The sequence below is a fragment of the Brachybacterium zhongshanense genome (genome assembly GCF_055385755.1).
In genome coordinates this window covers 2553124-2577736 of record NZ_AP043790.1, presented here as the reverse complement: position 1 = coordinate 2577736, position 24613 = coordinate 2553124, and the positions used below count along the sequence as shown (strand labels likewise).

At 68.9% G+C, this 24613-nt stretch carries 22 protein-coding genes and 1 pseudogene; 16 read left to right on the top strand and 7 right to left on the bottom strand.

The features are described 5' to 3' along the window. Positions 1-111: 111 nt before the first annotated feature. Together ACZ5AJ_RS11590 and ACZ5AJ_RS11585 are read right to left on the bottom strand one after the other, a co-directional pair. Positions 112-371: pseudogene (locus tag ACZ5AJ_RS11590) on the bottom strand (transposase); the annotation flags it as partial. A 17-nt stretch (positions 372-388) separates the two neighbouring features. Beyond that, positions 389-1677 (bottom strand): IS3 family transposase gene (locus tag ACZ5AJ_RS11585; RefSeq protein WP_464134681.1). Its coding sequence is split into 2 segments (ribosomal slippage): positions 389-1404 and positions 1404-1677, totalling 1290 coding nucleotides; the frame shifts between segments, so codons are not numbered across the junction. On the opposite strand from ACZ5AJ_RS11585, the gene ACZ5AJ_RS11580 reads away from it, so the two are divergent. Continuing rightward, positions 1676-1906, top strand: a complete 231-nt coding sequence (locus ACZ5AJ_RS11580; protein WP_464134687.1) for a hypothetical protein — start codon at positions 1676-1678, stop codon at positions 1904-1906. The two genes, ACZ5AJ_RS11585 and ACZ5AJ_RS11580, sit on opposite strands and share 2 nt — an antisense overlap. A 268-nt stretch (positions 1907-2174) precedes the next feature. Here the strand turns inward: ACZ5AJ_RS11580 and ACZ5AJ_RS11575 are convergent, their stop codons facing one another. After that, positions 2175-2822, bottom strand: a complete 648-nt coding sequence (locus tag ACZ5AJ_RS11575; RefSeq protein WP_464134684.1) for a hypothetical protein — start codon at positions 2820-2822, stop codon at positions 2175-2177. Between ACZ5AJ_RS11575 and ACZ5AJ_RS11570 the strand changes: the two genes are divergently transcribed. The 3 genes from ACZ5AJ_RS11570 (at position 2821) to ACZ5AJ_RS11560 (ending at position 5910) form a co-directional block, all read left to right on the top strand. Next, positions 2821-4109 (top strand): IS3 family transposase gene (locus ACZ5AJ_RS11570; protein ID WP_464134681.1). Its coding sequence is split into 2 segments (ribosomal slippage): positions 2821-3094 and positions 3094-4109, totalling 1290 coding nucleotides; the frame shifts between segments, so codons are not numbered across the junction. The genes ACZ5AJ_RS11575 and ACZ5AJ_RS11570 overlap by 2 nt on opposite strands. Positions 4110-4262: 153 nt before the next feature. Next, positions 4263-5339: a helix-turn-helix domain-containing protein gene (locus tag ACZ5AJ_RS11565; protein ID WP_464134677.1), complete on the top strand. Its 1077-nt coding sequence runs from the start codon at positions 4263-4265 to the stop codon at positions 5337-5339. A 10-nt stretch (positions 5340-5349) separates the two neighbouring features. Then, positions 5350-5910 (top strand): hypothetical protein, encoded by a 561-nt coding sequence (locus tag ACZ5AJ_RS11560; RefSeq protein ID WP_464134674.1) that lies wholly within the window; start codon positions 5350-5352, stop codon positions 5908-5910. Positions 5911-5974: 64 nt separating this feature from the next. Here ACZ5AJ_RS11560 and ACZ5AJ_RS11555 read toward each other — a convergent pair whose 3' ends face one another. Then, the gene (locus ACZ5AJ_RS11555; RefSeq protein ID WP_464134670.1) at positions 5975-6595 is read right to left on the bottom strand and encodes a hypothetical protein; all 621 of its coding nucleotides are present in this window, start codon (positions 6593-6595) and stop codon (positions 5975-5977) included. 102 nt (positions 6596-6697) lie between these two features. Further along, positions 6698-7297, bottom strand: coding sequence for a hypothetical protein (locus tag ACZ5AJ_RS11550; RefSeq protein WP_464134667.1), 600 nt, complete (start codon positions 7295-7297; stop codon positions 6698-6700). A 162-nt stretch (positions 7298-7459) separates the two neighbouring features. Here ACZ5AJ_RS11550 and ACZ5AJ_RS11545 point away from each other — a divergent pair, with 162 nt between their 5' ends. Further along, complete coding sequence (locus ACZ5AJ_RS11545; protein WP_464134665.1) at positions 7460-8179, top strand: hypothetical protein; 720 nt, start codon at positions 7460-7462, stop codon at positions 8177-8179. 270 nt (positions 8180-8449) lie between these two features. Continuing rightward, the gene (locus tag ACZ5AJ_RS11540) at positions 8450-8968 is read left to right on the top strand and encodes a hypothetical protein (RefSeq protein ID WP_464134661.1); all 519 of its coding nucleotides are present in this window, start codon (positions 8450-8452) and stop codon (positions 8966-8968) included. 54 nt (positions 8969-9022) lie between these two features. Here ACZ5AJ_RS11540 and ACZ5AJ_RS11535 read toward each other — a convergent pair whose 3' ends face one another. Further along, positions 9023-9550 carry a hypothetical protein gene (locus tag ACZ5AJ_RS11535; protein WP_464134658.1) on the bottom strand — a complete coding sequence of 176 codons (528 nt, stop codon included), beginning with the start codon at positions 9548-9550 and terminating at the stop codon, positions 9023-9025. 279 nt (positions 9551-9829) lie between these two features. On the opposite strand from ACZ5AJ_RS11535, the gene ACZ5AJ_RS11530 reads away from it, so the two are divergent. The 6 genes from ACZ5AJ_RS11530 (at position 9830) to ACZ5AJ_RS11505 (ending at position 16916) form a co-directional block, all read left to right on the top strand. Next, a complete protein-coding gene (locus tag ACZ5AJ_RS11530; RefSeq protein ID WP_464134655.1) occupies positions 9830-10432 on the top strand; it encodes a hypothetical protein in 603 nt (200 codons plus the stop codon). Positions 10433-10587: 155 nt separating this feature from the next. Next, positions 10588-11973 (top strand): AAA family ATPase, encoded by a 1386-nt coding sequence (locus ACZ5AJ_RS11525; RefSeq protein ID WP_464134649.1) that lies wholly within the window; start codon positions 10588-10590, stop codon positions 11971-11973. Beyond that, the gene (locus tag ACZ5AJ_RS11520) at positions 11970-12479 is read left to right on the top strand and encodes a hypothetical protein (RefSeq protein ID WP_464134647.1); all 510 of its coding nucleotides are present in this window, start codon (positions 11970-11972) and stop codon (positions 12477-12479) included. Before ACZ5AJ_RS11525 ends, ACZ5AJ_RS11520 begins: the two co-directional genes overlap by 4 nt. Further along, positions 12476-13150: an RNA ligase family protein gene (locus ACZ5AJ_RS11515; RefSeq protein WP_464134644.1), complete on the top strand. Its 675-nt coding sequence runs from the start codon at positions 12476-12478 to the stop codon at positions 13148-13150. The genes ACZ5AJ_RS11520 and ACZ5AJ_RS11515 overlap by 4 nt, the downstream gene beginning before the upstream one ends. A gap of 54 nt (positions 13151-13204) precedes the next feature. Further along, positions 13205-13381, top strand: coding sequence for a hypothetical protein (locus ACZ5AJ_RS11510; RefSeq protein ID WP_464134642.1), 177 nt, complete (start codon positions 13205-13207; stop codon positions 13379-13381). A 112-nt stretch (positions 13382-13493) separates the two neighbouring features. Continuing rightward, positions 13494-16916: a DEAD/DEAH box helicase gene (locus ACZ5AJ_RS11505; protein ID WP_464134637.1), complete on the top strand. Its 3423-nt coding sequence runs from the start codon at positions 13494-13496 to the stop codon at positions 16914-16916. Between the two features lie 195 nt (positions 16917-17111). Here ACZ5AJ_RS11505 and ACZ5AJ_RS11500 read toward each other — a convergent pair whose 3' ends face one another. Further along, a complete protein-coding gene (locus tag ACZ5AJ_RS11500; RefSeq protein WP_464134632.1) occupies positions 17112-20360 on the bottom strand; it encodes an exonuclease domain-containing protein in 3249 nt (1082 codons plus the stop codon). 518 nt (positions 20361-20878) lie between these two features. Between ACZ5AJ_RS11500 and ACZ5AJ_RS11495 the strand changes: the two genes are divergently transcribed. The 4 genes from ACZ5AJ_RS11495 (at position 20879) to ACZ5AJ_RS11480 (ending at position 24593) form a co-directional block, all read left to right on the top strand. Next, positions 20879-21979 (top strand): ATP-binding protein, encoded by a 1101-nt coding sequence (locus tag ACZ5AJ_RS11495; protein ID WP_464134627.1) that lies wholly within the window; start codon positions 20879-20881, stop codon positions 21977-21979. A gap of 96 nt (positions 21980-22075) precedes the next feature. Continuing rightward, positions 22076-22339 carry a type II toxin-antitoxin system Phd/YefM family antitoxin gene (locus tag ACZ5AJ_RS11490; RefSeq protein ID WP_464134623.1) on the top strand — a complete coding sequence of 88 codons (264 nt, stop codon included), beginning with the start codon at positions 22076-22078 and terminating at the stop codon, positions 22337-22339. Continuing rightward, positions 22336-22719, top strand: a complete 384-nt coding sequence (locus tag ACZ5AJ_RS11485; protein WP_464134619.1) for a type II toxin-antitoxin system VapC family toxin — start codon at positions 22336-22338, stop codon at positions 22717-22719. Before ACZ5AJ_RS11490 ends, ACZ5AJ_RS11485 begins: the two co-directional genes overlap by 4 nt. 35 nt (positions 22720-22754) lie before the next feature. Continuing rightward, positions 22755-24593 (top strand): ABC-ATPase domain-containing protein, encoded by a 1839-nt coding sequence (locus tag ACZ5AJ_RS11480; RefSeq protein ID WP_464134616.1) that lies wholly within the window; start codon positions 22755-22757, stop codon positions 24591-24593. The last annotated feature ends 20 nt before the right edge of the window (positions 24594-24613 follow it).

The window sequence follows — 24613 nt, the reverse complement described above, 5'->3', positions numbered from 1 at the left end:
GAAGGGGCTGGCGGGGCCGTCCGGGCATCTTTATCGGCTCTTCGTGGTTCGTGCTAAATAATCCTGCGGTATCGAGCGTTCATCACAAACCATGAAGAGCGGCGGGTGGTGTCAAGGCGTGGAAGCAACATGGACTCGCCAGCGAGGAGGCGAGCGAAGGATTCTGTCGGGGTCAGGAAGCCGAGCCGGCGGCGGGGTTGGTTGTTGATCTCTACGGCGATCGCGGTGAGGTAGGGCTGGTGGTCCGGGATCTCGGTGCCTTTGGGCAGGTACTCCCGATAGAGCCTGTTCGTGTTCTCGTTCGACGGCCTCTGCCACGGGGAGTGGGGGTCGGCGAAGGAGACCGGCATGCTCGTGGCCAGGGTGAATCGGCCCGGGTTCTCTGCCGCTACTTTGTGGGTGCGGGCTCTCTGGCGAGGGCCTCGTTGTGCAGCGTCTCGAACTCTATCGGGGTGAGCATCCCGAGGGAGCCGTGGAGGCGCCGGTTGTTGTACCAGTCGACCCAGCCGGCGGTCGCGAACTCGACGTCCGCGAGGGTCCGGTAGGGGCCGGCGTGGAAGACGGTGGTGCGGATGCACTCGGTCTTGAACAGGCCATTGACCGTCTCCATCAGGGCGTTGTCATAGGCGTCGCCTACGGTCCCGATCGACGCAGCGATGCCCTCGAGAGCGAGATGCTCTGTCAGGCGGATGGCGGTGTACTGAGACCCAGCGTCGCTGTGATGGATCAAGTCCCCTGGTGAAACTGGGTTTCCTTCCCTCTCGCGTTGCCACAGAGCGATGCGCAGCGGGGTCATGACCAGGTCGACCTGCTTCGAGGTGGAGGCGTGCCAGCCGACGACCCGCTGGGCGAACACGTCCACGACGAACGCGACGTAGACGAACCCCGCCCAGGTGCGGACGTAGGTGAAGTCGGTGACCCAGACCCGGTTCGGAGCAGGGGCGGTGAAATCACGATTCAGCAGGTCACCGGCCCGCTTCCCGTCCGGGCCAGGGATCGTGGTGCGGATCTTCTTCACCCGCCTGACGCCCTCGAGGCCGAGGGTCCGCATCGCCCGGTCCACCGCCCCGCGGGACGTGCCGGCCAGGCCTTCCTGGCGGCGGAGCAGCGCGACCCACTTCCTGCGTCCGTAGAGTCCCTCGGGCGTCATCTGGACCTGCCCGGTGGCGGGGTTGATGGTCCAGGCGAGGTCGCGGATCTTGTCCTCGACCAGGGCGTCGGTGACGGTGCGGGCAGCGATGCTGGCCGGACTCTTCCAGGACCGGTAGGTGCGTGCAGCGATCTTCAGGCCCTGCTGACGCAGAACGCGGAGGATCGACTCGACTGCATAGCCCTCGGCTCTCATCTCGTCGATGAACGCGCAGATCATCGGCTTCGGGGGTCGAGCTCCCCCGCGAAGAAAATCGAAGCCCGACGAAGGATCTCATTGTCCTCCCGCAGCCGCTTGTTCTCAGCCTTCAGTCGCTTGACCTCGGCAGACTCCTCGCTCGTGACACCGGGGCGGGTCCCGTCGTCGACCTCGGCCTGCGCGAGCCAGCGCCGCACGGACTCGCGCGAGACGCCTTCCTGGCGAGCCACTGCGGTGACGGCAGCGGTCAGGGTGGGGTACTCCTGGAGGTGCTCCCTGACGAGCCGCACGCACCTCGCGCGCAGCTGGGGATCAATCTTCTTCGGCATGCTGTCCATCCTTCCGGACTCAAACAGCAGCGGCATCAAACCTGGACCGATTCACCGACCGACAGCGGTGCTCATCGATGCCCAACCGTGTCACGAGCACGTCATCGGCAGCAGGCAGGACCACAGCATCGGCGCTGAGCTCGGCCTGGACCAGCCACCACGTGATGCCATGGGCTCGGCGACCTCCGACTCCACACGTCCGGAGGTGATCACCGCGGAGACGATCTGACCCCGCAGCCGGGTCGTCAAGCGCGTTTTTCGAGGAATCCTCCCGAGAACCTCCAGATCGCTCCTCGGGCGCGAGTGGGCTCCGGACAGAACCAGGGACGTCTGGCCCGCACCGCCTCTACCGCGCCCACGAACGTGACGGACTGGACCCGATGCAACTGACGCCAGCACACCCGGACTCGCACGATGCAGGTCAGGACAGAGACCATGACATTGAAGCTTGAGAGCACACACACCCGACTTGTCTGAGGTGAACGCAGAAAACGGTGTTAACGAACCCGCCCAGCCTCCTTGTGGGTTTTTGGCCACGCGGTTGGTACCAGCACTTGCGGGGCAGCCACTCGGCCAGTCTTCCCAACCTCCTCAAACAACGAAGCCCACTCACTGAAACGCGCACCCTTCGGCGCGATTACGGACCCCCTAACCGCATATAGCGAACTCTTATGCAGTCGTTCACTGTGGTGGCGACCGAGCACCTGATGCTCGGGATCTCCCCAATCCGTTCTCCCTTTTCCATGCAACTCCCACGAAAGCCAGGACTGGCCACGTAGAGGGTCGAACAGCAGCTTGTAGCCCAGATGTGCGCCGCGGCCGTCCAGCGGATGCAAATGGTACTTGTCGTGACGATGACGGTCATGGTTCTCGGGCTTGTCAACCGTCCAGCGCGCCAGAGCATGGAATATGCGTAGACGGTCCGATCCGGAGTGGTCGAGGAGAACTGCCAGCGGTCGAGTGCGTAGCAACTCGATGTTGGCAGTTGAGCCGACCTGCTCCACCACCGTGAATAATGGGCGAAGCTCCTGGGCTCGATCAATAACTTGCACCGCGCCGGCCACCCAATCCCGGCTGACGTACTTGTAGTGAATCGGTCCAGGTTTGATGCCGCTGCTGTTTGAGTCCGGAAGGATGGACAGCATGCCGAAGAAGATTGATCCCCAGCTGCGCGCGAGGTGCGTGCGGCTCGTCAGGGAGCACCTCCAGGAGTACCCCACCCTGACCGCTGCCGTCACCGCAGTGGCTCGCCAGGAAGGCGTCTCGCGCGAGTCCGTGCGGCGCTGGCTCGCGCAGGCCGAGGTCGACGACGGGACCCGCCCCGGTGTCACGAGCGAGGAGTCTGCCGAGGTCAAGCGACTGAAGGCTGAGAACAAGCGGCTGCGGGAGGACAATGAGATCCTTCGTCGGGCTTCGATTTTCTTCGCGGGGGAGCTCGACCCCCGAAGCCGATGATCTGCGCGTTCATCGACGAGATGAGAGCCGAGGGCTATGCAGTCGAGTCGATCCTCCGCGTTCTGCGTCAGCAGGGCCTGAAGATCGCTGCACGCACCTACCGGTCCTGGAAGAGTCCGGCCAGCATCGCTGCCCGCACCGTCACCGACGCCCTGGTCGAGGACAAGATCCGCGACCTCGCCTGGACCATCAACCCCGCCACCGGGCAGGTCCAGATGACGCCCGAGGGACTCTACGGACGCAGGAAGTGGGTCGCGCTGCTCCGCCGCCAGGAAGGCCTGGCCGGCACGTCCCGCGGGGCGGTGGACCGGGCGATGCGGACCCTCGGCCTCGAGGGCGTCAGGCGGGTGAAGAAGATCCGCACCACGATCCCTGGCCCGGACGGGAAGCGGGCCGGTGACCTGCTGAATCGTGATTTCACCGCCCCTGCTCCGAACCGGGTCTGGGTCACCGACTTCACCTACGTCCGCACCTGGGCGGGGTTCGTCTACGTCGCGTTCGTCGTGGACGTGTTCGCCCAGCGGGTCGTCGGCTGGCACGCCTCCACCTCGAAGCAGGTCGACCTGGTCATGACCCCGCTGCGCATCGCTCTGTGGCAACGCGAGAGGGAAGGAAACCCAGTTTCACCAGGGGACTTGATCCATCACAGCGACGCTGGGTCTCAGTACACCGCCATCCGCCTGACAGAGCATCTCGCTCTCGAGGGCATCGCTGCGTCGATCGGGACCGTAGGCGACGCCTATGACAACGCCCTGATGGAGACGGTCAATGGCCTGTTCAAGACCGAGTGCATCCGCACCACCGTCTTCCACGCCGGCCCCTACCGGACCCTCGCGGACGTCGAGTTCGCGACCGCCGGCTGGGTCGACTGGTACAACAACCGGCGCCTCCACGGCTCCCTCGGGATGCTCACCCCGATAGAGTTCGAGACGCTGCACAACGAGGCCCTCGCCAGAGAGCCCGCACCCACAAAGTAGCGGCAGAGAACCCGGGCCGATTCACGGTCCGAGTGTGGCAACCTCACTGGTGAGGCCCACCCCATGGGATATCGAGGCTGGGCTCACCTCACGGGAAGTGGCACCACCGACACACCTCTTGGGATTATCCCAACTTCCTCGTACGGTTGACGCATGACCACCATCGGAGACCGTGTCCGCGCCGCGATGCAGGCGGCCTCTCTGCGGCAGAACCAGCTCGCGCAGCGCGTCGGGATGACCCCCGACGCGCTCTCGCGCGCGCTGAGCGGGCATCGAGGATTCGCCGCTCTCGAGATCGCGGAGATTGCGCGTGTGCTCGACGCCGACGTGCACGAGCTGATCACCGGCGAGCCCGACCCGCACCGCCTGGTCGTCTCCGCACGCCACGCCTTTGACCATGACACCAGGCAGCGGCGCGTCGAAGGTGCCGATGGTGACCGCGCGGTGCTCGAGGACATCCAGCTCGCCTACGCCCAAGCGGGCGAACCCCCGGCCACGCCTTCCCTGCCGTCGGGCGTCGAGGAGGTCCGCAACCTCCTGCATCCGGACTTCGTCCGCGACTTCATCGAGCATCTTGCCGCGATCGAGTTGGACGTGGTGCGACTCGACGAGGTGGCGAACGACTACTCGTTCACCGTCGAGGCGCGCCCGATCATCGTGCTCAAGGCGACCGGGAACTGGTTCCGCGAGAACTGGTCACTCGCCCATGAGCTCGGGCACCTCGCGCTCGGACACGAAGGCGTCCTCACCGTCGAGGACAAGGTGGTGCCCGAGGAGGCGGCGGCCAACGCCTTCGCCGCTGAGCTTCTGCTGCCGGAGGCGCGTCTGCGGGACATCTCCTGGGGGGCACTAGAGCTCGCCGAGCTCGGGGAGCTCGTGTGGTCCTGGGGAGTCTCGACCGATGCCCTGAGTCGGCGCCTGAGCAAGCTCGCCCTCGAGCCTTCGGACGAGGTCGCCGAGGCGCTCACGTGGACGACCCAGAAGCTGCTGCGACGTCACTGGACAGGAGCGAGGATCGGCGATCCCATCACTCAGCGTATGACGGACGCGGGCGAACGCCGGTTCCCGGCCTGGCTCAAGGAAGCGCACCTGGAGCGCATCGCCGCCGGGAAGGTCGGCAAGGGGACCCTCGGGTGGATGCTCGGCGTCCCCTCGGCCTCCCTCGAGGTCGATGAGCCGGAGAGTCGCCCGGAGATCGAGGATGCCGACCTCGACGCACTGCTCGGGTGAGCGCGTCCCGATGACAGATGCTCCACTGCTGTTCTTCCACGACACGTCCGTACTGGTGAACTTCCACCGGCCAAGTCTGATCCCGGCTCTGGGGAACCTGCTCGGTCCGAATGTGCAGTGGACCGCCTCGATTCGCGCCGAGTGCCGTCGGAAGGAGAAGGAGCTCTGTCTCCCCGGGCTGGAGAGGGCCGCGAGCGAGATGCTGCCGCAGCCGATCTCCGCCGAAGGCGGTGAGCACGCGGCACTGCGCCAGCTGAGGATCCAGATGGCCAAGCCGGGCGACCACCCCGACGAGCATCTCGGAGAAGCCGAGACGATCACCATCATCCAGAAGCGCGGGCTGCGCGCCGTGTTCGTGACCGACGACGGTGATGCGACGAAGTGGGCGGCGCCGGTCCCGTGCGCCGGCACGTGGAAGCTCCTCCGCATGGCATACAGGCGGGACGTGCTCACGACGGCACAGGCAGAACGACTGTGGGACGAGTTCGTCGGCGCCGGTGGGCACCCGCCCTACTACGTGTCCGCACGCAGGAAGCTCTTCGACTGGCTCGATGCTCCTGCCGGGAGCTGACCTCGCTGCACCGTCTTGGTGTGGCGTTCCCAGAGCTTCGCGTTTCCCGATCCGCCAGCCTTCCTTACGGCGTCGGCTGTGAGTCGGGAGCGCCGTCAGACTCGGAGGCGTCGATTCCCTGGGTGGCGACGACGGTCCGCGCCGGCAGGATCCCTGCGGACCGGGCGGCGTCGGCAGCGAGAACGGCGACCGTGTCGGTGAAGGAGCCGATAGGAGTCTCCCATTGCGAGGCGTACTGGGAGTTCCCGATGAGTCGACCGGTACGGACATGCAGGCGCACGAGGATCTGTTCGACCTCTTCGACGGTCGGAGCGCCGTCCTGGCGTCGGCAGCGTTCGAGGACGGTGTCAATGGCCTTGCCGTTCCATCCTTCCGCCGCCACATGCTGTGTGAGCGGTGCCGGATCGAATGTGGAAGGGTCATATCGCAAGGGGTGTTGCCGTGCGTCGTTCTCGGCCAGCAGTGCTACGAACCCGCTGACGATCTCGCTCGTGTGGTCGAGACTCTTCCAGCGCATCTCCTCGTCGTGTCGCCTCTTCGACGAAGCCTTGCCCACGTACAGGACGTGCTGGTCGGGGTCCGTCCAGGCGTACAGATTCGCGGCATTGGTCGGCGCGTCTTCCAGGTGGATGCCGATTCCCTCGGCGATGGCGATCATCTGGTCGCTGGTCATGAGTTGGGCCATGGGATGAGCTCCTGTTTCGGGCGGTGGTGGTCGATGGTTATCGGTGAGAAGTGCGAGCGGTGAGGAGCTCGTCAGATGTCGGGTCTTGGTCGGACCGAAGGGTCAGAACCAGAATCTGGAGTTGTACTCCCGGGCCTGACGGAGCTGTGCCTTGTGGATCTCATCCGACTCGCGAGCGCGCTTCTCCGCTTCGAGCAGTCGTAGCCGCTCTCTGTATTCTTCGCGGCGTCGTTCCCTGCGCTCTGCCCGAGCTGCGGCGCGGCGTCGTCGTGGCTCGGACAATCGCTGGTACGTCTCCCATGCCGCGACGGCGTGACGATCACCCTGGACCGCGGCGGCACCGACTCGCGTGAGATCCGTGCGCAGGTCCGGGGGAGTGCCGTTGTCGGCCTTCATATGCTGCTTCCGGCCCAGCCGGAGCTTCGTTGTGCCGATGAGAGCGCAGATGGCGCAGAAGAACCCGTAGAACGTGTGGAGTACGGAGAGGACGACGAGGTCGCCACTCGGCTGGGCGAAGATCAGAATGATCGACAGCAGAGCGATCAGGAGAGCCGCCATCGATGCGGCGACGGCGATGATGTGCGACGAGGGTCGGTTCAGATAGCCGGTGACCGCTGCAGCCAGGAGAGCGGGAGTGAGCAGGATGCCGCCGAGCAGCGGGAATGGAAGACTGAGCGCGGCGGTCACGCCGAGGAGGACCACGCCGCCCAGGATGAGACCTGGGGTGCGTGCGGACGAGGAGTAGTGCGACATGAGGGTTCCCGCTTCCGCTCAGATGCTGCCCCAGGTTCGGGATCGAGAGACGCTTCCTGTGCGGCCGATCGAGCACCGCTCCCCACCTATGTACACAAAAGCTAACATAGGATGCGCGACGGCGAGCCTGACGCCCTGCAGCTGCGGCAGGGGGTGGTGATGATGGCAGTGCGCTCGGTGTTCGATACGGACCTGACGACTTTTGCGGAGCGACCGCTCGCAGTCTCGCTTCCGGACGAGTGGGTCCCGGCGCGAACGGTCTCGGAGCGGCTTGGCCTGACGCAGTCGCTGGCCACGCAGTTGATGGTCTCTGAGCTCGCGGGCGATCTTGCGACCGCCGATGATGAACCCTCCCCGGAGCGAGGCGCCGGCTCTTCGGGTGCCGGCCCGTGGGTCATCCGCTCCGGATCCCGACTGCTCATGCCTCGGCGGGGCCTCGAACTGCTGGCGGGCGTTCCGCCAGTCGAAGGCGCTCCCGGGAAGTACATCAATGTCCGCCTCGGGCCCGGGACCCGGAGCGTCTTGCCTGAGGACCAAGCCCAGCGACCCTACCTGGGGTTCCATCGTGTCTTCACCGATCAGGAGCGATATGACGCCGCTACCCGATGGTGGTTCCTCCGAGACGCCGAAGAGTGGATCGGCGCACCGTTCGTCGCTTCCATCGCAGGTTTCGTCACGCTCGCCGGCCGCATCGAGGCGGTCGCGGACTGCCCGTGGTTCGACGCGGTCTCCTTCACGGTGGACACCTCCGACCCCGGCATCAGCAGCACGTTCGCGGGCAGACGGATTCCGGTTCACCCTGGAGGTCCGGCACTGAAGGTCACTCGTTAGTGGCGAACGGCGAGCGGCGAGTGGGCCACCCGGCGTTCTCCGGTGTCCGGGAGACGCCGGACGGCCCTCGATGGGCACCAACATCCACCAGAGCGCCATGGACTCGTCTCGGGAAGGCCTCGATGTCGCATGGGCTCAATGCGCTCGGTGACTCGCCGTGCGCCCCCGCCGGGGCGGACCACTGAGCTCCTCACCCGTACTCCTCTCGGAGAACGCCGTCGGGCCGTATGCTGAACCTCTTTGACCCGGCCCTGACCTGGGAGGACCCTCATGGCGACCAAGAAGACCAGCCGGGGTGCCGGCGCGAGCTCCCCGGCGAAGCCCGTGGGCGGGGAGTCGAAGCTGGGGACGGTGATCGGACTCGTGTCCGCGCTCAGCCCGCTTGCGGTGGCCGCGTTCCGCAAGCTCAGCGAGAATCCCGAGCTCTTCGCCAAGGTGCAGGGCCAGCTCGAGAGGCTGCTGAAGAACCGGGGCGGCACGGCTTCCGCGATGCGTGCGACGGTCGATGCGCTGCGTGACCAGGTCAGCTACCTGAAGGACTCCGCCGATGACGACGCTGAGCACAGGCGCGCGACCGCATGGGAGAAGCAGCTGGCGGACTGCGAACATGCGATCGCGCTCCTCGACACCCCTGCCGCGACCAGGAAGCACCGCAAGGTCGCGAAGAAGCGGATCGCCTCGCTCCATGACGAGATCGTCACCGCGTTCCTCATCGAGCAGGAGGAGGATGCCCGGGCTGCAGGCGACATTTCCGGCAAGGAATCGTCCTCGGAGGAGAGTCCCGCGTAGGGCCAGCGCGGACGGGGAACCTGACCTCGAGGCTGCCGCCCCGCCCCGCTCAGCTCACTCCACCCGCACTTCGATCTCGACCGGCTCGACGGGCGCATCGAGCGTGCCCTGCGTCTGGTCGCAGTCCTCGGTGACCTCGTGGACGCGCGTGCAGTAGAGGACGCGCACGGTGGTGGTGCCCGGTTCGAGCCCTTCGATCTCGACGGCGAACTGCTGGGTGCCGCCGACGGGCTCGGGGCTCTCGTCGTCGGCCGGTTCGACGCCGACCACATCCTCCCCGATGGCGATGTCTGCCTCCGCGACGGCGGGGTCCGACACCGAGGCCACGCCCCAGAAATCTCCTACGCCGAGAGAGCCCTCGGGGAGGGCGACCTGCACGCTCTCCCCGGCGGCCACGTCGACCTCGACGGTCCCCTCGGGGAGGAGCGTGCCCTCGAGAGGGTCGGCCGGCTGGGTCGTCGGATCATCCGCGGCGCCCAGAAGCGTGCAGCCGCTCAGCAGGAGGCTCCCCACGGCTGCGAGCAGGGCGGGCCCCCTGCTGTGCCTGCGGTGCCCTTGCGGTCGGCGTGATCGCGCGTCCATCGTCTGCCCCTTTCCGTTGGGGACTGCTCCCCATTCCACCCACCGGTGACAGAGCCTACTGGCTTGTGCGGGCAGAGTCGTGCGGAAGCGGCGGATCGAATGAGCCCCTCGAGCTCTCTCCGATCGCCGGGGTGCCGGTCCTGTCCATGATCGGCAGATGAGCGGCACGTGCCTCGATATATGCGGGGCAAATGCTCCTCACCTACCGATGGTGGTCAGCGGCGCGGGCGGGCAGCCGGCTGCGGTGGCAGCAGCAGCCGGTCTTGATCTGCGGGCGTCGTGCCCGGCGCGTCGGGCCGCGTCGCGCGAGGCGAGGACCCCGCCGGCCAGGGGGCGGGAGCCGACGCCGGCTCCGCGACGCAGACCGAGGAGTCCGATGCGCAGACCGGGGAGGACGCCTCCGCGGATGAGGCGTCGTCGTCGGACGAACCCGCCGACGAGCCCACCGAAGAACCCGCCGACGAGCCCACCGACGAGCCAAGCGAGGAGCCCACTCCGGAGGAGACGGCGGCACCGGACCTCAGCACCTACGAGGAGATCGACGAGCGCACCCTCGCGCAGATCGTCAAGGCGCCCGATGACCACATCGGACGCCAGGTGATCGTCTACGGCAGGATCACCCAGCTGGATGCGGCGACGGGCAAGTGCTTCGTGAGGATCTCGATCTCCGACGCCCCGCAGGACGACTGGTACGACTACGAGCACAACTCCGTCGGCTTCGCGGGTGACGGAGAGTCCGACTGCCCGGTCCTGGACCCCTTCGTCGCCGACGACGAGGTCAAGCTCTGGATCACCATCGGCGGAAGCCTCAGCTACGACACCCAGATCGGCGGCAGCACGACGGTGCCGGCCTACCTCATCGACGGGGCCGAGCTGCTCTGAACTCGAGGACGCGGAGAGCAGCCAGCTCTCTGAGCGCGGTGTTGGCGATCCGGCAGCGCGATAGCAGGTCGTGAACAGCGATCAGCATCCGACGAGCAGAGCCTCCTCCAGCACAGCTACTGTGGGCACCAACTGTCGACTCTGAGGTGGAGAGCATGCTGACGAACCTGCGGATCAAGAACTTCAAGGCATGGCGGGACACGGGCGACATCGCGCTCGCCCCCTTGACGATCCTGTTCGGGGCCAACTCGTCAGGGAAGTCCAGCCTGCACCAGTTCTTGATGCTGCTGCGGCAGACAGCAGAGTCCTCGGACAGGCGACGGGTCCTCCACACGGGCGACACCGGGACCCCGGTGGATCTCGGCAGCTACTCCCAGCTGGTGCATGATGGGGATACGGACTCGGCTCTCGAGTTCGAGCTCGGATGGAGACGTCGTGGCGTCCTCGACCTCGAGTACCCCCGGGAGGAACGCACGTTCAGCGGGCACGATCTCACCTTCGACGCGACGATCAGGGCGACCGACGAGACTCCGCCCCGGCTGAACGTCCACGAGTACGGCTACCGTCTGAGCGAAGGCGGGATCTCCCAGCTTGCCGTGCGCAGCACGCGTGCTGGGAGCGATGACTACTCGCTGGAGGCGGACACCATCGATCTCGTCAAGACGCTGGGGAGGAAGTGGCCCGTCTCGGCGCCGGGACACTTCCACGCGTTCCCCGACGACGTGACGGCCAGGTATCAGAGCGTCGAGTTCACCTCGGACCTGACCCTCGCACTCGAGGAGCAGCTCTCGATGCTCAACTACCTCGGTCCGCTGCGCCAGAAGCCGAACAGGCTCTATCGCTGGTCCGGGGAGGAGGTCGGCGACGTCGGGTGGCGCGGAGAGCGGACCGTCGAGGCCCTCCTCGCCGGGCAGGGCCGACGGATCAGCCGTGGACCCAATATGCGCTACCAAGGCCTGCAGGCAGTGGTCGCGAGGTGGCTCAAGCAGCTGGGGGTGATCGAGGACTTCTCGGTGACCCCCATCGGCGCCGGACGCGATGAGTACGAGGTCCGGGTGCGGACGACGAGGAGCGGTCCGGAGGTCCTGCTCACCGACGTCGGCTTCGGAGTATCCCAGGTGCTCCCTGTCGTCGTGGAGAGCTTCTACGCGGAGCCGGGATCAACCGTGATCATGGAGCAGCCGGAGATCCATCTCCATCCCGCTGTCCAGGCGGGCCTCGCCGACCTGTTCATCGAGGCGATCAGCTCGCGGGAGTACGGACAGCCCCGTCGGACCCAGATGATCATCGAATCCCATTCCGAGCACCTCCTCCGCCGGCTGCTGCGGAGGATCGCAGAGGGGACGGTCGACCCGAGTGACGTCGCCTGCTTCTTCGTCAGCCCGGGGAGGAACGGGTCGAGCATCGAACCGCTGCAGGTCGATGAGTACGGGGACGTGCGGAACTGGCCGCAGGACTTCTTCGGCGACCAGTCGGGCGACCTGATCGCACAGACCCGCGCCGCGCGCGACCGCCGGCGAGCGGCACGGGAGCAGCCGTGATCCGGGTCGTGGACACCAATGTCCCGCTGGTCCTGAAGTTCGAGGATGAGCATCCGCCGGAGCTCGTCGAGGCGTGCCAGGACATCATCATGGAGATCCTCGAGAACCGGATTCCCGTCCCGGTCGATGCCGGCGGCGAGATCGTCGCCGAGTACTTCCATCAGATGACACGGGGCGGCCAGGCGGATCTCGCGGACCTGTTCGCCCGGTACGTGCATGACGCGTGCTGGTCGTGGGACGAGGAGCTGCGACCCGATCTCGGCGCGGATCCGGAGATCGAGCATCGTTACGATGCTCTTGCCGGCGACGACGCGGAGATCGATCCCTCCGATCGGAAGTTCGTCGCCGTCGCCAAGCTCACGGGCGTGCCGATCGTGCAGGCCACGGATACGAAATGGCTCAACTGGACCGAGGTCCTCGCGCGCCATGGCGTCGAGGTGCACTTCGTCCACGAAGGAGCGATCCGAGAGGCGTACCGGAGAAAGTTCGGACAGGAAGCCCCGTGACGACGTTCTTCCGCTTCCCCTCCACTCCATACCTCGTGGCCCCGCGAGGACTCGATGTCCGTGCCGACAAGGTGCTCAGCGCAGAGGAGCGGGCACAGCTGCTGGACCGGACGCTGCGCGTGGAGGAGAAGGTCGATGGGCAGAACCTGGGGATCTCCAGCAACGGGGACGGGCTGCTCTTCCAATCGCGAGGAAGCTACATCGAGCTGGGCGGACGCCATTTCCAGGGCCTCGAATCCTGGGTCAAGCCGCGGGCAGCACGGATCGACGAGGCTCTGGGGACGCAGCTGGTGCTGTTCGGGGAATGGATGGCGATCACGCACAGCGTCCGGTATGACTGCCTGCCCGACTGGTTCCTCGCCTTCGACGTCTTCGATCGCGACACCGGCGAGTTCTGGCCCGCCGCAATGCGCGATGAGCTGGCGGCAGAACTGGGGCTCGCCACGACCCCGCTGATCGCCGAAGGCAGATTCACCCTCGAAGAGCTGATCGACCTCACAGAGGCACGGAGCGGCTTCGGTCGGGAGACGATGGAAGGTGTCGTCCTCCGTGCGGTGGGGCCAGGTTCCTCGCCGGCACGGGCGAAGCTCGTGCGACCCGACTTCGTGCAGCAGATCGAAGAGCACTGGACGAAGGGCCCTCAGAGGAGGAACCGGCTCCTCGGGGTGTGACCGGAAGAGGCTGGATGCAGGTGGTCATGAGGCTGTCGACGCGGGCGCAGAGGCATGTTCGCCTCTTCGGTTCCCGCCCCGACCACCGAGCGCTACCGGGTCTGGGCGAGCGCGAACGGTCGCCCCACCATGGCCACGCTCCAGCGTCGCAGCGGCCGCCGATGGTCCGCGCTGCTCGCCGAGGCCGGCGGCCGCCCCGGTCGCCGGGGCGCCGTCGCCCGGCGCCCGTAGGATCGCATCGAGGCGCTGTGGCGCTGAGGCACTGGATCGGCGAGGCGAGGAAGCGCGGGGACGTGCAGGCGGGCCGCGAGCATCGAGCATCGAGAGGGAGGGGCCCGGCGAGATGAGCACCAGCACCGGCACGAGGGCCAGCACGAGGGCAAGCACGAGCACGAGCACGGTCATGGAGTACTTCGCGCAGGTGCTGCGCCGCGGGCAGCTGGAGGAGGTGACCTTCGGCGGTGGTGCACCGTTCGTCGCGACCGATCGTGAGCAGCTCGCCACCGGTGCGCTCGCCGAGGATCACGCGAAGGACCTGTTCGCGCATCACGACCGCCAGTCCCGCGGTGGGTCGCGCGGCGGGACGGCGGGGGAGAAGGAGAAGGACTCTACGATCCCCGTGGTCGTCTCGCTGCTCTCGGTGCCGGAGGGCCGCGGGGAGAAGCACCACGGGATCCTCCTGCTGCCCGCCGCCCTGCACCGGGACGGGCGCCTCGAACCGGACCTCGAGAACCTCACCGCCCCCTGGATCCCCGCGAACCGTCTGACGGCGCCAGGCCTCTCCGAGGAGGAGATCACGGCGGGCGCGCTGAAGGACTTCTGGCGGTATGTGCGCACCGAGCTCGCCTCCGAGATCTCCCGGTGCGAGGGCATGGCCGGGGCGATCGCCCTCGCGCAGACGCTGTTCCGCCGCGTCGCCGGCACCAGCACGACCGCGTTCGCCGAGGCCCATGAGCAGGCCGGACGGACCGTCGAGCACACCTTCTGCTACGTCCAGGAGCATGAGCGGATCTTCCCCGCGAGAGTGCTCGTCGACCTCTACGAGAGCCTCCGGAAGGAGCCCTCGCCCGGCCCGCTGATCGAGCGGACGGTCGCCGGACATCGAGGACCGCGCAGCCCCGAGGAGGGGATCGACGCGGGTCGCGCTCTGCTGGACTCCGCCCGTCTGGCCTGCGGCTCCATGAGCGATGAGCATCCGCTGACGCCGTCCCAGCGCCGTGCGGTCCACGGCTTCCTGGCCGACGGGCCGGACACGGTCACCGCGGTCAGCGGACCGCCCGGGACCGGGAAGACCACCATGCTCCAGGCGATCGTCGCCACCGAGATCACCCGCCGCGCCCTGGCCGGCCAGGACGCCCCGGTGATCGTCGGCACCTCGACCAACAATCAGGCGGTCACCAACATCATCACGTCCTTCGCCTCCGTCGCGAAGGCGCAGCCCGGGACCCTCGACCTGCGCTGGCTGCCCCAGGCCGTCGGCAGCAGCGGGGCCGACGGCGGGTCGGCCGACGATGCCGCGGCGGCCGACGATGCCACGGCAGCCGACGGCGGGGCGGCGGGCAGCACGGCAGACGCTGAGCCGCTGCGGTCGCTCGCGGTCTACTGCCCCTCCACGCAGAAGCTCGCCGCGGAGAGGAGGAAGCATCTCGTCGAGCAGGCGGACCGTAGCGAGGCCTACACGGACTACAGCGCCGACGACTATCTCGACGGTGCCCGCGACCACTTCCTGCGCCGCATGCACGCCCACTTCGGGAGCATCGACGAGCCGGCCCGCGTCCAGGAGCGGATCCGTGAGGCCCTCACCGAGGTCGACGACCTCCGCATCGCCCTCCTGCAGGCCATGGCCGCCCAGGACTCCGCGGGCGCGCAGGACTCCGCGGGCGCGCAGGACTCCACAGGCGTCGGGGACTCCGCGGGCGCTCCCGCCCCGTCGTCGGCCTTCCTGCGGCTGTGCCGGGAGGCGGAGTCCTCTCCCCATCTGCGCGATCTCGCGAAGATCGGGGACCTGAAGGAGTGCACGAGCCTCGCCGAGCTCGACAGGGCGCTCGACGTGACCCTCCGCTATGCGGAGTTCTGGCTCGCCGTGCACTGCTTCGAGGCGCAATGGGTGTGGACCGGTCTCCAGGACGACGACTTCCTGGACCCCGAGAAGGAGCGCTGGAGGAGCACGCAGGAGATCAACGACCGCTACTGGCGGCAGGCCGCGGCCCTCACCCCGTGCTTCGTGATGACGGTCTACCAGCTGCCCAAGTACTTCCAGAACCACCTGGGCCGCGGACGGAAGCGGCCCGACATGGGCCGCATCGACCTGCTCATCGTCGACGAGGCAGGCCAGGTCGACACCCCCATCGCGCTGCCGCTGCTGGGTCTCGCGCAGCGCGCCCTCGTCGTCGGCGACGAGCAGCAGCTCGCCCCCGTCTGGTCGATCGACGACGAGACCGACCGCGAGATCGCACTCGCCGAAGGCATCACCCCCGAGGCCTGGGAGGACGATCTGCAGGAGCGGGGCCTGACCTGCTCCGCCCCCTCGAGCCTCATGCGCGCGGCGAGCCATGCCTCCCGCTGGAGCTTCGGGGAGGACAGACCCGGCGAGGACCAGCCCGGTCTGCTGCTGCGCGAGCACTTCCGCTGCCATCCGGAGATCATCGGCTTCTGCAACGACCTGCTGTACGACGGCCAGCTGCAGCCGATGCGCCCGGCGGACTCCTCGCGCCTGCACGGCCGGATCCCCGCCTTCGCCTGGATCGACGTGCCCGACTCGCAGGACGAGCGCCAGGGCTCCAGCCGCGTCAACCAGGCCGAGGCCAGAGCGATCGCCACCTGGATCGTCGAGAACGTCACCGAGCTGCTGGCGACCTACCACCACCGGGTCGAGGATCCGGCGAAGCGGGTCGCCCCGAAGGACCTGATCGGTGTGGTCACCCCCTTCGCCGCCCAGGCCGCTGTGATCACGCGGGAGATCCGCCGGGCCGCCCGCGACGCCCCGGCCTCCGCGGAGCTGCCGACGGACCTCGCCGGGCTGATCACGGTCGGGACCGCGCACCGTCTGCAGGGCGCCGAACGACCCGTCGTGCTGTTCTCCGCCGTCTACGGCACGAACAGCGGAGCATCCGGCTTCATCGACAGCACCCCGGAGCTCATGAACGTCGCCGTCTCCCGCGCGAAGGACCTCTTCGTCGTGCTCGCCGCTCCCGACCGCTGGGGCACCGGCCCGGTCTTCGAGGTCATGGCCCGCCGCGCGCAGCGCATCACCGCACAGCCCCTCAGCGCGCCGGCACCCGCTGAGCCGTCCCTCGCCGCCGAGACGCCGACCGACGAGGCGCCGACGGTGGTGGCGGCGGAAGCGGAGCCGACGCACGAGGTGCCGACGGTGGAGGAGCCCGCAGAGGCGCCGACGGGGGAGGAGCCAGCGGAGGCCCCGACGGGAGAGGCTTCGACGGAGATTCCAGCGGAGGGCGCCGCGCCGCCTGACGCCGTGCCCGCGGTCCAGGGGACGCTGTCCGTGGTGCTCAAGCGCTGGCGGGAGACCGGGGCGATCCCCGAGGACGACGCCTCGCTGAAGGCGTCCGCTCTGAACCCGCGTCTCGCGGAGGCGGGGATCCTCGAGGGCGAGGCCGGGAGCTGGCGGCCGACGCGCCTGGCAGCCCTCCTCGGCGTCCTCGAGGTCGAGCGGACGACGAAGGACGGCACCTCGTACACCGCCATCGAGTACACGCCCGAGTTCCAGGAGCTGCTGCTCGGGCTGTACCGCGCCGGGAGGATCTAGCTGCAGCTGGTCACTCTGCCGCGGGGCTGACAGGGATCTCCTCCCCGCGGCTCGCGAGCCGATAGGGATCGGCTCCGGCATCGACCGCGGTCAGATGGGGGACGGCGTGCAGCATACGGACTCCACGTCAGCTAATAACTGACGTGGAGTCCATAACTGACATACAGGGAGTGTCAGCGGTCGACGAGCGCACCATCACCCCACCCACGCCAGGAACTCCGCCGCCGTCAGCACCGGCTTCTCCCACTTCGCGGCGTTCTTCGCCTTCGTGGACTGCGACCCGGCCTCGGCCACGACCAGCACGTCCGTGCGGGTCTTGGTGAGGGTCGGGACGGCGACAAGCCCGCGGCCCTCGGCCATGCGGTGCAGCTCGTCCTTGCTGAGGGCGCCGTGCGCGGGGGAGACCACCGAGCCGGAGAAGCAGATCCGTGCCCCGGGCACCAGCACCGCCGCAGGATCGACCGGCCCGCCCACGGCGAGATCCTCGGGCAGGATGCTCACCCCGAAGTGCTGCTCGACCGTGCGCATGCGCTCGACGACGGTCTCGTCGGGCTGCAGCACCCGCGCCCACGCACCGCGCAGCAGACCGGCCAGCACCTCCGCCGAGTCGTCCTCGGCGCCGAGGTTCCCGCCGACCACGAAGCCCGTCGGATCCGCCGTCCCCGCAGGCCCGGTGGTGCGGGCGAGCAGATAGCCGTGCCCGCGCACCAGCTGGGGGAACGGCAGGCCCGTGCCCGGCAGCTCGGCACCGGCGCGGCGCACCCGCTGCACGGCATCGCGGACGGCCCGTGCCCGTTCGAGGGCGGTGGGCGCGGTCAGCCGGGTGAGCTCGTCGGCGCTCAGCATCCCGCCGGGCAGGTCGAGGCCCAGGGGGATCGGTTCGACGATCCCGTTGCGCTTGAGCTCGAAGTCGACGTGCGCGAGCTGCCGATCCACGTTCACGCCCACCGGCACGCGGCCGGCGAGCATCGATCCGAGCGCCGGCCAGGCCTCGGTGAGCAGCGGTGCCAGCTGCACGTCCCGCGCGGTGAGGCGATAATCGGCGCCCGCGGTGAACAGGTCGGAGGTCGGGTTGATGACGGTGGTCGCCTCATCGCCCTCGTCGGTGACCACCGCGATCTCCACCGGGCGCGGACGCCACCTGTCCCCGGTCGTGCCCACCGTGATCACCGACAGGTACGCCTCGCCGAGCGTCTCGGTCCCCGCGGCGCCGGTCGCGAGATAGCGGCGCACCCGCACGTCGGCCTTCAGGTCGCGAGGGAGCACGTCCCGCTTCAGGACCAGCCCCTCGGGGCTCGTGCACCGCGACAGCGCCACATACAGCTGACCGTTGGCGAAGGTGCCGCCGGTGAGGTCGACGACCACCCGGTCCAGGGTCTGCCCCTGCGACTTGTGGATCGTGATCGCCCAGGCCAGCTTCATCGGCAGCTGAGTGAACGTGCCGATGACCTCATGCACCAGCGCCCCGCCCTCGACGCTGGGCCGGGTGATCTCCCAGGTGTGCTCCCGCACCTGCTCGGTGCGGCCGTCGCGCAGCTGCACGGTCACGACCGGCCCGTCGTCGCCTCCGTCGTCGTCGGCTCCGCTGTCACCGTCGGCGATCGCGATGATCCGGCCGAGGGTGCCGTTGACCCAGCGGTCCGCCGGGTCGTTGTTCAGCAGCATGATCTGCGCGCCGACGGCGATGTGCAGCGACTCGTCGGTCGGCTTCTCGAACCCGTCGGTGTCCCCGGTGATCCGTGCGGTGAAGGTCCGCACCGGATCGGGGAGGCGCTCGAGCATCTGCCGGTTCCTCGCGCCGACGATCCGGTTGGTGGTGGCGAGCGTCAGCCAGAACTCGTCGAGCGCCGGCTCGAAGTCCGGATCGGTCCGCTGGTTCAGCTCGGCGCACGCCTCCTCGAGCAGGGCCCCCTCCCGCACCGCGTTCAGCAGGTTCACCAGACGGTCGTCGCCCTGCTGCCGGAACACGGTCGACAGCTCGACCACCGGGAACGTCTCCTGATCGAAGGAGCGGGCGGAGAAGAAGAACGGCGTGCCGAAATGCTCCTCGATCCAGCCCGCCTCCGCATCGGTGACCACGGGCGGCAGCTGGTACAGATCTCCGACGAGCACCAGCTGCACCCCGCCGAAGGGTGTGCCCGGCTTCGGACCGAATCGCTCCAGTGCGGCGGTCAGCGCATCGAACAGGTCCGCCCGCACCATCGACGCCTCGTCGATGATCAGCGTGTCCAGCTTCTTCAGCGCCTTCGCGAAGCGGCGCGGATAGTAGTCGTCGCTGCGCACCAGCGGTTCCGTCACGCCGAGCGGGAAGGAGAACAGGCGGTGGATCGTGTACCCGTCGACGTTCAGCGCCGCGATCCCGGTGGGCGCGACCGTGATCGTGCTGCGCTCGGTGCTCTCCAGGTAGTGCCTGATCAGCGTCGACTTGCCGGTTCCGGCCTTGCCGGTGAGGAACAGGTGGTGGCCGGCATGGAGATGGTCGAGCGCCGTCCGGAACTCGTCGGTGATCGTCAGGCGGCTCGGGGCCGACGACGCCGCGCCCGGCGTGTCGCCCGTCTCCGTCCGCCCCGTCTCCGTCCGCGCCGTCTCCGTCCGCGCCGCACCCGAGGCGTCGCGCGACGTCGTCCCGGCTGCTGGCGGAAGTCCCATCGCCGTCCGGTACTGCGCGACGAGCTCGGCCTTGAGCCGCCCGCGGTCGCCGACGGGGATGCCCTGCTTCCGCGCCCAGGCGCGGATCGCGGTGGGGGAGAGGTCGACCTCCGCCGTCGGCCGCTCCGCCGGCGCCGCGATGTCGGCTGACGGGATCGGTGATGCTGACGGGGCAGCCGGAGATGGCGCGACCGACGGGACGGGCGGCGCTGACGGGGCAGCCGGAGATGGCGCGACCGACGGAGCGGGCCCGCCGCTGCCTCCGCGCAGCGCCCGCGAGGCGGTGAGCGGGGCGTCGTATCCCGTCTGCCGGTCCAGCGCGAGGTACCGCTCGAGCAGAGCCGCCGCCGCATGGGCGTCCCCGAGCGCGGAGTGCGCCCGCTGATGCGTGACCCCGAGCGCCGCGCAGCATGCGGCAAGCGTGCGCCGACGCAGCTGCGGGAGGTACACCGTGCTGCCCTGCAGGGTGCAGTAGCTGCTCACCTGCGGCATCGGCAGCGAGGCTCGCGTGAACTCCGCCTGCAGGAACGCGAGGTCGAACTCGGCGTTGTGCGCGACGACGACCAGGCCCTGCAGCGCCGTGCCGATCCAGACGGCGAGATCCGCGAAGCGCGGCGCACCCGCGACATCCGCATCGGTGATCCCGTGGATGTGCGTGGCGCGCACGGGGCCGTCCGGGTGGAAGCGCGAGACCCACTGGTCGATCGGGCGTCCCTGCTCGTCGGCCCGCAGGATCGCGAGCTCGATGATCCGCTCGCGCTCCGGATCCAGGCCCGTCGTCTCCACGTCGATCACCGCGAAGCGCGGGGTGCCCGACAGGGTGCTCGCCGGAGCTTCCGACGGAGCTTCCGACTGGGCGGCCGACGGGGCGTCCGACAGGCCGTCTGATGCGGCGGCCGTTGGAGCGCCCGACGGGGCGGGCGGCGGAGTCGCGGACGGCGACGTTGCGGACGGCGCCGAGGCGTGGCCGCGCAGGCGATCGAGAAGTCCCACGAGGATCCTCTCCGGGCAGGGATGGTGATCGCTCGATCATCGCAGGTGAGGGGGACAGGGGAGGACGTGTCCGAGCGGCGCGCTGTGGCTGTGGAGAACTCCGTCATCTGGTGAGGGGGTGCCGACCCGTGCTGTCCGATGCCCCCGACCGGAGAGCTCATGCGGCTTCCGAGGTCTTGAGTACGACTCTCTATCGCTGTATAACAGAAACTCTTATACAGCGATAGAGAGGCTGAGAGATGGAGCTCGCCAGCAACCCGTACACACCCGGGGCCGGTACGCCTCCCCCGGCTCTCGTCGGCCGGCAGGAGCAGCTCGAGATGGGTGAAGTCGTCATTGCGCGCACAGCGCGAGGACGACCGGCAGAGGCGCCGATCTTCTACGGTCTCCGTGGGGTGGGAAGGACCGTGCTGCTCAAGGAGCTGCAGCGTCAGGCCGATCGGGCGGGGTGGGTGACCGTCGAGGTCGAAGGGAAGCAGGACAAGGGGGAGCAGCTGCTCGCCCGTCAGCGGTTGGCTCGTGGACTGATGAGTTCGATCCGCTCCGTCTCACCACCCTCCGGGTGGACGGTCGCGTGGCGGAGAGCGCTCGGAGCGGTGAGGTCGTTCAGCATCGGCCTCGGGGTGGCCGGTGTGAACCTCGGCGTCGATATCGAACCGAGTCCCGGTGTCGCAGATTCGGGGGACGCGACGATCGACGTCGAGGAGCTCGTGAGGTCCCTCGCACCCGCGTTGGACGAGACGGGGATCGGACTTGGCGTCTTCGTCGATGAGATCCAGGATCTCGATGCCGCGACGCTCAGCGCGCTGATCTCCGTGCGCCACAGGGCCAGTCAGAATGGATGGCCCTTCCAGCTGTACGGCGCCGGGCTGCCGAACGTGCCTGGAAGGCTCGCTGAGGTGCGGTCCTATGCCGAGCGCTTCACGTACGTGCGGATCGGCGAGCTGATCGACGCAGATGCGCGAGCCGCACTCGCGGAACCGGCGCGCGAGGAGGGCGTCGAGTTCGAAGAGCCTGCGCTCCAGAGGCTCGTCGACGTCGCCGACGGCTACCCGTACTTCATCCAGATCTTCGGCGACCAGGCATGGAAGACCGCAGCGGGGCCCGATCGCATCACTCTCGCCGACGCCGAGGTCGCCATCGCGAACGGCACGGCCCTGCTCGATGAGAGTCTCTTCCACTCCCGATGGGATCGGGTCACGCCGGCGCAGAAGGAGCTGATGCGGGCTATGGCGCAGGACCGTGGTCCGAGTCAGGTCTCGGAGCTCGTGGTGCGACTCGGAAAGCGACGCCCCAGTGATCTCAGCGTGTCGAGGGACGCGCTCCTCAAGAAGGGTCTCATCTTCGCTCCTGAACGAGGCGTCCTGCAGTTCACCGTGCCGCACATGGATGACTTCATCCGTCGACAGCACGTGGACTGACGAGAGCGACGGTTCCGTCGGCGCCGAGGCAGATGAACCGGCCCGCTGTCCACTTTCTCCTGTACTAGAACTAGTACCAGTGGCTAGGGTGGTCCCATGGCCACTGTGACCCGCACCGAGTTGAACCAGCAGACGGCCCGTGTGCTCGCGCGCGTCCAGGCGGGGGAGGAGCTCACCGTCACGGACCGGGGGCGGCCCATCGCCCGGCTCTCACCGATCGAGTCCGACCATCGCTCCCGCCGGCTCGCGTCCGGTGCCCTGCGCCCGGCAGCAGAGAGCGGAGTGCCCCTGATCAGCACGCCGATCCGGGATTGGACCACCGAGCAGATGCTCGAGGACATGCGCGGGGAGGGCCGGTGATATACCTCGACACCTCCGCCGCGTACAAGCTGCTCAGCAGGGAGCCCGAGGCGGCGGCGGTGGAATCGCTGTTCGCGCAGGGCGCCGGACTGCTCTCCTCCCGGCTTCTCGAGGTCGAGCTCCACGCGACCGTGGATCGTCGCGGCGGATCGCACGAGGACGTCGACGCCATCGTCCGCCGGGTGGACCTCGACGCCATCGACGACGACGTCGTCGACCACGCCCTGGCACTGGGATCGGGGCTGTGCGCGATGGATGCGCTGCATCTGTCCACCGCGCTCCTGTACGCCGGCACGGTGACCGAGATGGCGACCTTCGATCGCGAGCTCGCCACCGCCGCGCGGAGCTTCGGGCTTGCGCTCCACCCCGCCTGCCTCTGACATCCGCGCTCCCAGCTCCTAGCATGGGCCGGGCGATGACTCCCGACTCCACCGCCCCCGACGCCACCGCCCCCGACTCCACTGCTCCCGACGCCACCGCTGCCGACGCCGCCGCCCTCACCCGTCTCCTCTCCTCGCTCGACGGTCGCGGCTACGGCTCCTACAAGCAGCTGAAGGGCAGCTACGGCCTGGGGTCGTGCCGTCTGGTGATCGACCACGTGCAGGCGGATCCCTTCGCGCCGCCCTCCCTGCTCCGCCTGATCGTGGACCGGGATGCGGCGGGCTTCCCCGAGGAGCTCCTGGCCGACCATCGCGGACGCGTCGCGACCACCGACTTCCTGGCCCGGGCGCTCGCCGAGGCCGCCGCGCGCAGCGGGGAGCGGATCGACGTCGGCACCCCGGGGCAGGAGGTGCTCGAGCGCACCACCATCGCGGTCACCGCGGACCGGATCGAAGCGCGTCTGGCCGCCGAGCTGCCCGCCACCGGCAGACGCATCCAGGGCCGACGGGCCGCGCGCCTGCTCACCGAGGACCTGCCGCGGATCGCGGAGGCCGTCCTGTTCCATGACCGCCACGACGCCGAGGTGCTGCGCGCCCACGTCGTCCTCCACCGCGACCAGGAGGCGCTGCGCGACCAGCTCGCCGCACGGGGACTGGTGGCGTTCGTCGGCGACGGCGCGATCCTGCCGCGCCGCTCCGGGGACTCCGACCTGCCGCTGCTCGAGGGGGCCGTCCCCTTCGAGAGCCCCGCCTCGCTGCGCGTCACGATCGACCTGCCCAGCGGCCGGAGCGTGACCGGGATGGGAGTGCCCGACGGGGTGACCGTGATCGTCGGCGGCGGCTACCACGGCAAGTCCACCCTGCTGCGCGCGATCGAGCGGGGCGTCTTCGCCCACCGCGAGGGCGACGGCCGCGAATGGGTGGTCACGCGGGCTGACGTCGCCGCGGTGCGCGCTGAGGACGGCCGCGCCGTGACCGGCGTCGACATCTCGCCGTTCATCAGCGGCCTGCCCTCCGGCGTCGGCACCACATGCTTCACCACCGCGAACGCCTCGGGCTCGACCTCCCAGGCCGCCTCCCTCGTCGAAGCGGTCGACGCCGGCGCTTCGGCGCTGCTGATCGACGAGGACACCTCCGCCACGAACTTCATGATCCGCGACGAGCGGATGCGTGCCCTGATCCCCGCCGAGCGCGAGCCGATCACCCCGTTCGTCGAGCGGGTCCGCCCGCTGCTGGACGAGCGCGGGGTCTCCACCGTGCTCGTCGCCGGCGGCTCCGGGGCCTTCTTCGACGTCGCCGACCACGTCATCGCCCTCGACTCCTACCGCCCCCGGGACGTCACCGCCCAGGCCCGCGCGCTCGCCGACGGGCCCAGTGCGCTCGCGGACGGGCCTTCAGCACTCGACGACCGCCCCTCGCCGTCGTCGGCCGCGCCGGTCTTCGCATCACCGCGCGCCCGCATCCCGGACCCCGGCTCCCTGCGGCCGACGGGGTCCCGCAAGCCCGCCTCAGCGCGCGGCCGCGACACGATCCGCCTCGGGCGCGAGCACCTCGACCTCTCCGCGGTCTCCCAGCTGGTCGATGCCGCGCAGACCCAGGCCATCGCCCACACTCTGGATCGCCTCGCCGAGCACGCGGGGCGGCCTGGGCAGACGGAGCAGGTGGGGCAGGCAGGGCAGGCGGAGCAGACGGGGCAGGCAGGGCCGCTCCCGCTCACCGACGCCGTCCGGGCCCTGTTCGAGCGGATCGACGCGGCCGGGCTCGATACGCTCTCACCCCACCACGGCCATCCGGGCCACCTGGCGCGGCCGCGGCCGCTCGAGGTCCACGCCGCGGTGAACCGCTGGAGGGGGCTGCGGCTCGCGAGCGGGTGACGGAGAGCGTCGTCGACAGT